We start from the raw sequence: 11,666 nt of genomic DNA on the forward strand, positions 1-11,666 counted from the left end.
TCCCGACATATGGCGCCGGAGTAGGAGCGATGAACTGCGTTGGCACAGACGCTGAGATTTAAATGCTGTGATCGAAATGGCCGTTCATTCTGTTGCTGGACGACGTAATCACGCCGATTGCAAAGCGCGTAACCTGTTGACGATCTGTCGGACCGTCAACATTCTGGTCGCTCCGGCTGATCGCCCGGAAAAGGTCAAGAGTAACTGGATCTGGCCGGGCGCGAATGTGATGAATGCCGGAGTTCACCGAATTTCGCTCAAGGACGGACCGAAGCTGGTTGCATACGATGAGCACGGGAATTCGCAGGCGCGATCCCATTGGACGGGCCCCGGTGCCCCCTGGAGGTGACCCCGTTCCATGCAGAAAAGGTGGGGATACTGTCCGTCATCGAGAAACACCTGGCTTTGCATTGATGTAATGTGGGACGGCGCCACGTTCTAAAATGCGGCTGAGCTGAACGAAGGACTGAATGACAAAACAACTCGATATGTTTGCTTCGACGCTGGCGGCCAGCGAACTGCAAATCGAGCGTATTCGCCGAACCGATCGGAAGTCGATCGGTTGGAGTGCAGAGGAAATGGTTGAATGCCTGGAGGCAACCGGGGACTACCGCGTGTTACGCAGGCTTGCTCCCCGTTCCGCTCCCACACGTCGCCGACCGGAATTTGGACGCCTGGGCGTTCTCATCGACACCGAGACGACCGGCCTTGATCACCGCAAGAACGAGATCATCGAGATAGGTGCGGTAAGCTTCACGTTCGATGACGAAGGCCAAATCGGGGACATCGTTGATGTCTATTCTGGACTGCAGCAGCCACAAACCGCTATTCCCTCGGGGATTACCCAACTGACGGGGATCACCGACGAGATGGTGGCGGGGCAACAGATTGATATGGCGTCGTTGCGGCGGATTATCGAACCGGCAGATCTCATCATTGCCCATAATGCCGGCTTTGACCGCCCTTTCTGTGAGAGGTTTTCTCCGGACTTCAAGGACAAGGCCTGGGCGTGTTCGGTCTCTGAGATCGACTGGAGCGCGCGCGGTTTCGAGGGCACAAAGCTCGGCTACCTTGTCGGTCAGGCAGGCTATTTCCACGTTGGCCATCGCGCCGTTGACGATTGTTTCGCGCTGCTGGAAGTCCTCGACCATCAGAAAGCGGAAGCTGAGAAGCCTTTCGCCGAACTCCTCAGGTCCTCCGAGCGATCGCGCGCTCGTCTGTTTGCCGAACACAGTCCTTTCGACATGAAGGATCACCTCAAAGCACGGGGATATCGTTGGTCTGACGGGAGCGACGGTCGTCCGAAGTCCTGGTGGATCGAAGTCGACGAGGATCTTCTGGCAGACGAACTTCACTTCCTGCGAACTGAAATATACCGTTGGGACGATGCCGACCCGCCGGTCCAGCACCTGACTGCGCTGGAAAGGTATAAGGCGTAAGCTTCTACGCCTGGTCACTTCCTCTACCCGCCAAGCATGCAGCAAAATGCGCATCCCCTTGGATGCGTCAACAGGTTGTTAGGACTTTGTTGACCATAATTGCCTCTCGCATGCCTGGCTTTGCAAACCGTCTGCACGCCTGCCAGGCCAAAGGGTTGAGGTTGGCCATGTCTGATGATCCGGAAAGGCGGTTGACGCCGTGCATCTTCGGTGCTGTCGGCAGAGCGCTATGGTCAATCGCCAGACGCGCTCGGCAAGCGGCGATCGCAACACTCGCCGTTCTCCTATCAGGAATGACCGCCGAGGCAGAGGATCGTGCCTTGAAGCTCTTTTTTACGCACACCGGAGAGCGAACCACGATCACGTTCAAACGCGACGGAAGATTTGATCCGAGAGGGCTCGCGCAGATCAATCGCTTTTTGCGTGACTGGCGGAAAAACGAACCCACGCGGATGGATCCGCGTCTGCTAGATCTCGTCTGGGAGGTTTATCATCGCAGCGGTGCGCGTGACTATATCCACGTTGTATCAGCTTACAGATCTCCGACGACGAACAAGATGCTGCGCTCGCGTTCTCGAAGCTCCGGCGTTGCAAAGACAAGCCAGCATATGCTTGGCAAAGCGATGGACTTCTACATCCCTGGTGTGAAACTGCAGACATTGCGGGCGCTTGCCATGCAGTTGCAGATCGGCGGTGTTGGATACTATCCCCGTTCCGGGTCCCCCTTCGTGCACCTTGACGTCGGTCGAGTAAGGGCGTGGCCGCGGATGTCGCGGCAGGAACTCGCAAGCATATTCCCGAATGGGCGCACCATGCATGTCCCGGCTGACGGCAGACCCCTTCCGGGCTACGCCCAGGCTGTCGCCAACCACAACAAGCGCATTCAATCTGGCTCGATCGAGAACGCTGCAACAGCCGACGAGGAAGATGCTGTCGAACCCGGCCAGGCGAGCCCTTCGGCCGGCCCCATTGAGGTCGCACTCGTGCCAGTCCCATCCAGCCGCGCCGAGAGGGCCCTTTCCCACCAGGCAGGCCCAAATTCGGTCACTGCCCGGGCGAACGGCCAGGCGCCAATCGCGGATCTTTCCTTGTATGCCGTTCCGATCCCGAATCTCCGGCCTCCGGAAGAGGCGGTGGGTGCAGCGATTGATCAAATTCAGACGGCATCTATCGGTGCCGCGGAACCGGAGCAAAATACACGAAAGTTCCTCCCTTTGCTCAGGGAAGGTCCGACGTCTGGCTTCACGCTGTCCGCACGGTCCGCTGCCTCGTTGCCAATGTCCGGATCGTCGGAACTTCAAGCTGGTATCGGGAGCGTTTCGGCAAGGCGGCTTTTAAGTTGGGCTCTGCATTTGCCGGACAGGGCGCCGGGCCTTTCTGCACCGTATGGTCATCGACGCCTGATCATTCTCGACTCGGATCGAGGTCCATACAACGCCTCTCTTGCGACCTCACCTTAGTTTGAAAGTGATGGTCCCAAACGTCGGGCTGCCAAGCATTTTCGGCAGCTTTAGCGAACGACGGTCATCATAGATCCCCTATTCCGTCGCCGTCTGGATGAGGACTGAGCGCGCATCGCTGGCGGACGAATTTCCGTTGATGTCAGACATCCCCTGACGACGACGATGTAGTCTTCACCATCGTCGATTGGCCAGGCGGCCGGCAAGGCCTCGGCGACTTCGCCAGGCGTATTGACCAGCCTCTATTTCGAGGGCCAGGCAAGCGTCATGTGTTGCTCCTGCGACAACAATAAGGCCGGGATCGTCAGCATTCCATGCATGACAAGCCGTCAATATCTGCATGTCGAACTCCCGACTGCCGTGGTGACGCGACGGTGCCGCTGCAACTCATGGATATCCCATGTATTGGCGCGAGGTGGTTGCCAAGGTGATGTCGCGGAAAGCTGTCAAGGAGAGCAGCTTTGTACATATTTTATCGCGCGTATCTTTTAAAGTTGACGCGCGTTAATTTTGAAAGTATCTCTCCCGCCATCCGCCGACGACAGGAGGCCCGTCTCGCGGATGTGGCTCAACGGCCTTCGTTACACTGGGGAGGATCATGTCTCTTTCTTCTTTCGCAAAATCCCTGCTTGCCGGCGCAACCTTTGCCCTTGCGGCCGCATCTGCGCATGCTGACGGAATTGGTGTGTCACTGCTGACGCAGCAGCATCCGTTTTACAACGAGCTGGCAAAGGCGATTACCGCCGAAGCCAAGGAAAAAAACGTCAACGCCGAAATCGCCATCGCCAACCAGGATCTCAACAAACAGCTGGCGGACATCGAAGACTTTATAGTCAAGGGTGTCGACACAATCATCATGTCGCCGGTCGACAGCAAGGGCGCTTTGGCCGCTGTCATGCGTGCGCAGACCTCGGGCATCAAGGTTGTCACTGTCGACGTTCCCGTCGAAGGCGCCACGGTCGCCTCCTACATTGGCACCGATAACTATGCTGGCGGCGTCAAGGCCGGCGAACTCATGGCCGAGCAGCTGGGCGGCAAGGGCAATGTCGCGATCATTGACTACCCGCTCGTGCAGTCTGTCGTGAATCGCGTTAACGGTTTCAAGGACGCCATTGCCAAGCATCCCGACATCAAGATCGTTTCAATTCAGACCGGCATTACCCGCGCAGAAGCGCTGGCCGTCGCACAGAACATGCTTCAGGCCAATCCCGACATCAACGGCATTTTCGGCTTTGGCGACGATGCGGCACTTGCCGCTTCTGTTGCTGTCAAGTCGGCAGGCCTGACCGGCAAGGTGAAGGTGATCGGCTTTGATGGCATGCCTGAGGCAATCAAGGCGGTCGACAGCGATCCCGATATGGTCGGCGTGATCCAGCAGTTCCCGGACCAGATGGGCAAGCTCGCGGTCGATACCGCGGTAAAATTGAAGGCCGGCGAAACCGTTCCGGAAAGCCAACCGATCGTCCCGGGCGTCTACGTCAAGAAGTAACACTCCTCCTCCCGAGACGGCTTTTCCAGAGAAAAGGACCGCTCACTTCCGATGGCCCACGCCTTGCCGTGGGCCATCGTAACGCTCGACCTGAAGGATGACGTCATGGACGCCGCATGCGGTAGTACAATCCTCGAAATCAAGGGTGTGACCAAGGTGTTCGGCGCCGTCTTGGCGTTGAAGGACATGCAGCTCAGCGTGCGACGCGGCCGCGTACACACCATCCTCGGCGAGAATGGAGCCGGCAAATCGACGTTGATGAAGATCCTTGCCGGGGTTTACCAGCCGACGTCGGGTACGATTGTCCTCGACGGTGCGCCCTATCATCCCGCCAATCCCCAGGATGCGGCCCATGCCGGCCTAACCATCGTCTTTCAGGAACTTAGCCTTTGCAACAACCTGACTGTCGCGGAAAACATCCTCGCCACGCGCGAGCCCACACGCGCCGGCTTCATCAACGACAAGGCGCTCGTGCGCAAAGCCGCCGAGCTCGTAAATGAACTTGGCTTGCCGGTCTCCGTTACCGATAAGGTCGGGGACCTGTCGATCGCCCAGCGCCAGCTGGTCGAGATCGCCAAGGGCCTCAGCATCAACGCCAAGGTCGTCATTCTCGATGAACCGACCTCATCACTCAGCGACAGCGAGGCGGAGATCCTGTTTGAGATCATCGCGCGCCTGAAGGCGCAGGGCGTCGCCATCATCTACATCTCCCACCGCATGGAGGAAATCATGCGGTTGAGCGACGACATAACGGTGGTTCGCGACGGCAGCTATATCACCACCCGCGACAAGACCGAGACGACGATCGACGAGCTGATCGCGCTGATGGTCGGTCGCGACATGAACGAGATCTATCCGCCCCGCGCCGTGCCAGCGCCCGCGATCGACGTGGAGCCGGTGCTTGCGGTCAAGGGTCTGTCGCGCGAGGGTGAGTTTCAGGACATTTCCTTCGATGTCAGACCCGGCGAGATTCTTGGTTTCTTCGGCCTGATCGGCTCCGGACGATCCGAGGTGATGAACACGCTGTTTGGCGTGCACCATTCATCGGCAGGCTCAATCGCCATTGACGGTGCGGAGGTGAAAATTGCCTCGCCTGTCGACGCGATCAACAGGCACATCGGCTTCGTCACCGAGAACCGCAAGGAGGAAGGCCTGGTTCTCAGCCACAGCGTTGAAAGCAACATATCGATGGCGGCGCTCGATGAGTTTGCTGGTCGGCTCGGCTTCCTAGCGCGTCGGCGTGAGCGGCTTGCCGCTGCCAGCGAAATCGGCAGGCTCGCGATCAAGACCACCTCGCTTGAGACGACAACTGGCTCACTTTCGGGCGGCAACCAGCAAAAGATTGTGCTCGCCAAGTGGCTTTTGACCAAGCCGAGAATTCTCATCCTTGATGAACCAACACGCGGCGTCGACGTCGGTGCCAAATTTGAAATCTACAAGATCATCCGCCAGCTGGCGGCGGAGGGTACGGCAATCTTGCTTGTCTCCTCCGAACTTTCCGAAGTCATCGGCATGAGCGACCGAACCGTGGTCATGAGTGAAGGCCGCATGACGGCGATCGCAGACAAAAGCCAGATGACGCCGGAACAGATCATGAGCTTTGCGACGGGATTCCTATCATGAATGACAAGCTCGCGGCAAACGCCGCCTTCATGCGCGTAATGAAACAATATGGCGGCATCTTCCTGTCGCTGATCGTTCTCTGCGTGATCTTCTCGATCACAAACCAGCGCTTCATGTCGCTGGCGAACTTCCTGAATGTGCTGCAGCAGGTCGCTGTGATCGCCATTGCGGCCTTCGGCATGACCTGGGTTATCCTTCTCGGCGAGATCGATCTTTCGATCGGTTCCATCATCGCGGTTGCCGGGATGGTCGGCGCGCAATGTTTTCTATTCGGCCTCGGCTTCGTGCCAGCGGTCTTGCTAACGCTGTTCGCCGGCGCGTTTCTCGGTTTCGTGAACGGCGTGCTGACGGCGAAATTCCTTTTGCCGTCCTTCATCGTGACCGTCGCGACCATGGGCATCTATCGCGGCCTCGTCAGCCTGCCGACTAATGGCGCGCCAGCCATGATCATGGATCCGAGCTGGACTGCGATTGGCACCCAGAGCCTTCTCGGCATTCCCCTTGTCATCTGGTTCGTTGCCGTGCTTTTCGTCTTCAACCACATCCTTTTGTCGAAGACGACCTTCGGGCGCCGTGCCTATTTGACCGGCGGTAACCGCGAAGCGGCCCTTTATTCCGGCATCAAGGTGGACCGGCTGAAGATTGTCATCTTCATGATCTCGGGGATCATGGCGGCGATCAGTGGCATCCTGCTTTCCTCCCGCCTGTTCTCTGCCCAGACGAATGCAGGCATGAGCTACGAGCTTGATGCAATCGCAGCGGCTGTTCTTGGCGGCACAAGCCTGTCGGGTGGGGTCGGCACCATGATCGGCACGCTGATTGGCGCGCTCATCATCGGAGTGCTCAACAACGGCATGAACATGCTATCGGTTCCCTACTTCTACCAGCTCATCGTCAAGGGCCTGGTCATTCTCGTGGCCGTCTATCTCGACGTGCGCGCGAAGCGGGCGAAGCAATAAGAAAAGGGAAGCACCCGGCATGTCCAAGATACTTACCATTGGCGAAATTCTCGTCGAGATCATCGCTACGCAACGCGGCGATGGCTTCCGCGAGGCTGTTCCACTCATCGGACCTTTTCCGTCCGGCGCACCAGCGATCTTCATCGACCAGGTCGGTAAGCTCGGCCAGGAATGCGCGATCATTTCCCGCGTCGGCGATGACGACTTCGGCTGGGTCAACATCGACCGGCTAGAGGCAGACGGCGTCGACATCTCCGGTATCGAGATCGTGCCGCAGGGCACGACAGGCAGTGCTTTCGTGCGCTATCGCGAGGACGGGAGCCGGGCGTTCGTTTTCAACATCCGTCACAGCGCCTGCGGCACCATCGAGTTGTCGGACAACACGCTCGCCCTCATCGATACCTGCACCCACATGCATGTGATGGGGACGGCGCTCTATGCTCCGAGCGTCGTCAAGAGCATCCTGACGGCGACCGAAAGGGTCAAGGCCCTTGGCGGAACGGTATCCTTCGATCCAAACCTGCGGCCCGAAATACTTGATGCGCCTGGCATGCGCGAGGCGCTGCAAGCCGTGCTCGCAAAGACCGACCTCTTCATGCCGAGCGGCGAGGAGCTGTTCCTTTTTGCCGAGGCCAAGACAGAGAAGGAGGCCGTGGCCGAACTGCTTGCCAAGGGCATCAAGGCGATCGTCATAAAGCGCGGCGACAAGGGGGCCAGCTATTTCGACAAGGATACGTGGCTCGATCAGTCGGGCTACAAGGTCGAGGAGGTCGATCCGACCGGCGCCGGCGACTGCTTCGGCGCAGCTTTCGTGACCTTCTGGCTCGCCGGCTTGGAACCCGCAGCAGTCCTGCGCTACGCCAATGCGTCCGGTGCACGCGCCRTGACCAAGGCAGGCCCGATGGAGGGCGCCTCGACCCGCGCAGAACTGGACGCGCTCATCCAATCGCAAGGGAATGCGTAACATGCAGAAAAGCTACCTATCCGATATCGCAAAGTGGCGCGGACGCGACGGCGTCAAGGGCATTCCCTCTGTATGTTCTGCCCATCCTGCCGTCATCGAGGCCTCGATGCTGCATGCGCGGCGCCGCGGCGTGCATCTGCTTGTCGAAGCGACCTGCAACCAGGTAAACCAGGACGGCGGCTATACAGGAATGACGCCCGCCAACTTTCGCGCTTTCGTCGAGAATATTGCCGCTAAAACGGGCTTTGATCTTGGAAGGCTGATCCTCGGCGGCGACCATCTCGGACCCAATCCGTGGAAACATCTGCCAGCCGACGAAGCAATGGCAAAGGCATGCACGATGATCGAAGCCTATGCGAAGGCCGGCTTCACCAAGCTGCACCTGGACACCAGCATGGGCTGCGCCGGCGAGCCAGTGGCCCTCCCCGACGCAATCACGGCTTCTCGCGCTGCCCGACTTGCCGCCGTTGCCGAAGAGGCATTGGACGGCATCAACGGCATCAAGCCGGTCTACATCGTCGGCACCGAGGTTCCAATTCCTGGCGGTGCGATGGAGGAGCTTGATGTACTGGACGTGACGAAGCCGGAAGCTGCGCGCGAGACGATCAGCGTCCATCGGGATGCCTTTGAGGCGGCCGGTGTCCCGGACGCCTTCTCCCGTGTTGTCGGCGCAGTCGTGCAGCCCGGCGTCGAGTTTGGCAACGAGAACGTCATTTCCTATGTTCCGGAACGAGCCGCAGCTCTTAGCGCCGCCCTATCCGATCTTCCGGGTCTGGTATTCGAGGCGCATTCGACCGACTACCAGACGCAAGATGCTCTGCGTCGCCTCGTGCTTGATGGCTTTGCCATCTTGAAGGTCGGGCCGGGGCTGACCTTTGCACTGCGCGAAGCTTATTACGGGCTGGACCGGATCGCCGAGTTCCTGTTTGCCGGCAAGCGCAAGGAAACGCTCGTGGCCACCATCGAGCGCGTCCTCACAGCCGAGCCGAAGAACTGGGAAAAATACTATCATGGCTCCGAGGCCGACCGGCATATTCAGCGCCATTTCAGCTATTCGGACCGCGTCCGCTATTACTGGCCCCATTCCGAGATCGACGCCGCAGTGACTGCAATGTTCACGCTCCTCGACGGCGTTGATATTCCGGAGACTCTGATCAGCCAGTACCTTCAGGCAAGCTACGCTGGGGTGCGCGCAGGCAAGGTCAAGCCACGGGCGCAAGATCTGACTATCGCCGCAATCGATCACGTGCTGGATGACTACTTCGAGGCCTGCCGCGCCTAGCCAGTGCGACGGTTGCGCGACGGGCAGACATCTGCTTGAAGTGTTCCTATAGTTTAAATCGATTAAGCATGAACGAGGGTGGGACCGGCTTTGACAAGCAAACCGATCAGGACCATGGAGGATTTCTCCGAATATGTCGGGTTGTCCCGCCCGACGGTATCCAAATATTTCAACGATCCAAGCTCGGTCCGCATCAAGACCCGCAACATCATCGAAGCGGCGTTGAAGGAAAGCGGGTTTCGCCCGAACATCTTCGCTGTCAATCTGAACCGTCGCCGCAGCAACATCATCGGGATCATCATCCCGGACTCAACCGATCCCTTCTACATGGCTTTGACGCGGCGCGTGGAATTTATCGCAAATGCCAGCGGCTTTCTGGCCTTCATTCTCTCCTCTGACGGCAACCCGGAGCTGGAAGCTCGGGCAATTGAGACGTTGAAGTCGATGAACGTGGCCGGTGCCATCATTGCACCACTTGGTGTTCAGTCTCATCAGGAAACACTGCTGACCCTTGCAGCCGCGATCCCACTGGTTTTCGTCGACTCTCCACTTGATGACATTTCGCCCTTTGTCGGCACCAACAACCGCAAGAGCTTTCAGCTTATCGTCGACTATCTTTGTCGGTCCGGGGAGCCCCCATGCTACCTCGGAATGCCGCCAGTCAACACCAATGCCCGAACTCGTGAAGCGGCCTACGTGGAAGCGATGCGCGAGTTGCAGATGGAGCCCGTCGTCCTGCCCCTTTCCGAGAAGGCGGATTGGGACTTTGAGCGCATCGGTTTTGAGGAGGCGCTACGCTGGATTGACGGGGGCGGTTTTCCAACCAAGACCGTGCTTTGCGCAAACGATCGCATCGCCTTCGGCGCTATAGCCGCCGCCTATCAGCGCGGACTGAAGGTCGGCCGAACGGCAGACAGCGATCTCAGGATTGCCGGCCACGACGATCATCCGCTTTCACGCTACGCATGTCCGCCGATCACGACCGTCGCCCAGAATTTTAACGAGATCGGCAGACTGGCAACAAAGCTTTTGTTCGAGATGATTGACCTCGACGGCGAAGTCGCAGTCACTTCGGACAAAGAGAGAGTACTCCTCAATGCGGATCTCATCTTGCGGAGCTCCGCCTAACGCCTCGGCCCCGTTCAGCTGCGAGCGTCCGATAGGACTGTTCCAGGTTTCGTTCCGATTGAGCTAAAATGGTCACGCGGCGCGACCATCGGTGCAGCTTGGCAAGGTATTCAAGGCCCCTGCCGCTGTCCGGCAAATACGCAACAACAATCGATCGAAAAATGAAGATAGCGTCACCGATCAGGATGCAGCTATTCCCTTTTTGCTGTCCGGCGATACCAACGGCAGAGCGCCGTCTAGTTTGAGTGCAAGCGCTTTTCCGTTCTGGCGTCGAATAGATGGATCTTGTCCAGGTCTGGTGCCAGCAGCAGTGAATCGCCCGGACGGACGTCAAGTCGATCCCTTACCGATACGATGACATTGTCGGAACCGAGCTTGGCCGTGAGCTGCGTTTCGGCCCCTGTGGGTTCAGTCAGGATAACTTTTGCAGCAACCGAACCGGCACCGATCGAGAGGTGCTCGGGTCGAACCCCGTAAATGATCTCGGATCCACGCGTCACACTGAGATTTTCGGGCAAAGGCAGCCTCGCACCACCACGAGCGATGAACTCAAGCGGACCCGATGAATTAACTTTGCCGTGAATAAAATTCATCCCCGGGGAGCCGATAAATCCGGCTACGAACAAGTTTGCGGGGCAGTCGTAAAGATCGAGTGGCGAGCCAATCTGTTCAACAGATCCGTCGCGCATGACTACAATCCGGTCGGCCATGGTCATGGCTTCAATCTGATCGTGGGTCACGTAAATAGTCGTTGTCTTTAGCCGCTGATGCAGTTGCTTGATTTCGGAGCGCATCTGCACGCGCAGCTTCGCGTCCAAGTTCGACAACGGCTCATCAAACAGAAAGACTTGCGGGTTTCTCACGATCGCGCGGCCCATCGCTACACGCTGCCGCTGTCCACCCGAGAGATTTCGAGGGTATCTTTCCAGAAGTGACTCGAGACCAAGTATTTGTGCCGCTTCCCGAACACGTCTCCTTGTTTCTTCCTTCGGGGCCTTCGCAAGCCTGAGCGAAAACCCCATGTTGGCTTCAACGGTCAAGTGCGGGTAAAGCGCATAGGATTGGAACACCATTGCGATATCGCGCTCTTTCGGTGCGACATTGTTCACGATCTTGCTGCCTATGGAGATCCTACCGCCCGAGATCTCTTCAAGCCCTGCAATCATTCGCAGGAGGGTTGATTTGCCGCAGCCGGACGGACCGACAAGAATAACGAACTCGCCATCCTGGATATCAATATCCACCCCGTGCAGCACTTCAAAATGACCATAGCTCTTTCGGGCATTCGCGACTGTTACTGACGCCATCATGTTCTCCGGCAG

At 58.2% G+C, this 11,666-nt stretch carries 9 protein-coding genes; 8 read left to right on the plus strand and 1 reads right to left on the minus strand.

From position 1 onward, the window contains the following. The first annotated feature begins 470 nt into the window (after window positions 1-470). The 8 genes from AC1DE4_RS08480 (at window position 471) to AC1DE4_RS08515 (ending at window position 10,344) form a co-directional block, all read left to right on the plus strand. Window positions 471-1,439, plus strand: coding sequence for a 3'-5' exonuclease (locus AC1DE4_RS08480; RefSeq protein ID WP_477880964.1), 969 nt, complete (start codon window positions 471-473; stop codon window positions 1,437-1,439). Window positions 1,440-1,606: 167 nt separating this feature from the next. Beyond that, window positions 1,607-2,899: a peptidoglycan L,D-endopeptidase MepK gene (locus AC1DE4_RS08485; protein ID WP_169680820.1), complete on the plus strand. Its 1,293-nt coding sequence runs from the start codon at window positions 1,607-1,609 to the stop codon at window positions 2,897-2,899. Between the two features lie 598 nt (window positions 2,900-3,497). Then, window positions 3,498-4,388, plus strand: a complete 891-nt coding sequence (locus tag AC1DE4_RS08490; protein ID WP_169680818.1) for a substrate-binding domain-containing protein — start codon at window positions 3,498-3,500, stop codon at window positions 4,386-4,388. Window positions 4,389-4,493: 105 nt separating this feature from the next. Further along, entirely contained in the window at window positions 4,494-6,011 is a 1,518-nt protein-coding gene (locus tag AC1DE4_RS08495; protein WP_477881085.1) for a sugar ABC transporter ATP-binding protein, read from the plus strand. Next, window positions 6,008-6,970 carry an ABC transporter permease gene (locus AC1DE4_RS08500; protein WP_025659163.1) on the plus strand — a complete coding sequence of 321 codons (963 nt, stop codon included), beginning with the start codon at window positions 6,008-6,010 and terminating at the stop codon, window positions 6,968-6,970. Before AC1DE4_RS08495 ends, AC1DE4_RS08500 begins: the two co-directional genes overlap by 4 nt. A 19-nt stretch (window positions 6,971-6,989) precedes the next feature. Beyond that, window positions 6,990-7,934, plus strand: coding sequence for a tagatose kinase (locus AC1DE4_RS08505; RefSeq protein WP_477880966.1), 945 nt, complete (start codon window positions 6,990-6,992; stop codon window positions 7,932-7,934). Between the two features lies 1 nt (window position 7,935). Continuing rightward, window positions 7,936-9,216 (plus strand): D-tagatose-bisphosphate aldolase, class II, non-catalytic subunit, encoded by a 1,281-nt coding sequence (locus AC1DE4_RS08510; RefSeq protein ID WP_025659165.1) that lies wholly within the window; start codon window positions 7,936-7,938, stop codon window positions 9,214-9,216. Between the two features lie 114 nt (window positions 9,217-9,330). Then, a complete protein-coding gene (locus AC1DE4_RS08515; RefSeq protein WP_477881087.1) occupies window positions 9,331-10,344 on the plus strand; it encodes a LacI family DNA-binding transcriptional regulator in 1,014 nt (337 codons plus the stop codon). A 236-nt stretch (window positions 10,345-10,580) separates the two neighbouring features. Here AC1DE4_RS08515 and AC1DE4_RS08520 read toward each other — a convergent pair whose 3' ends face one another. Further along, window positions 10,581-11,651, minus strand: a complete 1,071-nt coding sequence (locus tag AC1DE4_RS08520) for an ABC transporter ATP-binding protein (RefSeq protein WP_477881089.1) — start codon at window positions 11,649-11,651, stop codon at window positions 10,581-10,583. Window positions 11,652-11,666 lie beyond the last annotated feature (15 nt).

This window comes from Rhizobium sp. 10N414 (assembly GCF_056394785.1).

Excerpts from the sequence above, each read along its gene's own strand:
- AC1DE4_RS08495 (WP_477881085.1), top strand. The coding sequence starts at position 4,494 with ATGGACGCCGCATGCGGTAGTACAATCCTCGAAATCAAGGGTGTGACC.
- AC1DE4_RS08485 (WP_169680820.1), top strand. The coding sequence starts at position 1,607 with ATGTCTGATGATCCGGAAAGGCGGTTGACGCCGTGCATCTTCGGTGCT.
- AC1DE4_RS08510 (WP_025659165.1), top strand. The coding sequence starts at position 7,936 with ATGCAGAAAAGCTACCTATCCGATATCGCAAAGTGGCGCGGACGCGAC.
- AC1DE4_RS08500 (WP_025659163.1), top strand. The coding sequence starts at position 6,008 with ATGAATGACAAGCTCGCGGCAAACGCCGCCTTCATGCGCGTAATGAAA.
- AC1DE4_RS08515 (WP_477881087.1), top strand. The coding sequence starts at position 9,331 with ATGGAGGATTTCTCCGAATATGTCGGGTTGTCCCGCCCGACGGTATCC.
- AC1DE4_RS08490 (WP_169680818.1), top strand. The coding sequence starts at position 3,498 with ATGTCTCTTTCTTCTTTCGCAAAATCCCTGCTTGCCGGCGCAACCTTT.
- AC1DE4_RS08480 (WP_477880964.1), top strand. The coding sequence starts at position 471 with ATGACAAAACAACTCGATATGTTTGCTTCGACGCTGGCGGCCAGCGAA.
- AC1DE4_RS08520 (WP_477881089.1), bottom strand. The coding sequence starts at position 11,651 with ATGGCGTCAGTAACAGTCGCGAATGCCCGAAAGAGCTATGGTCATTTT.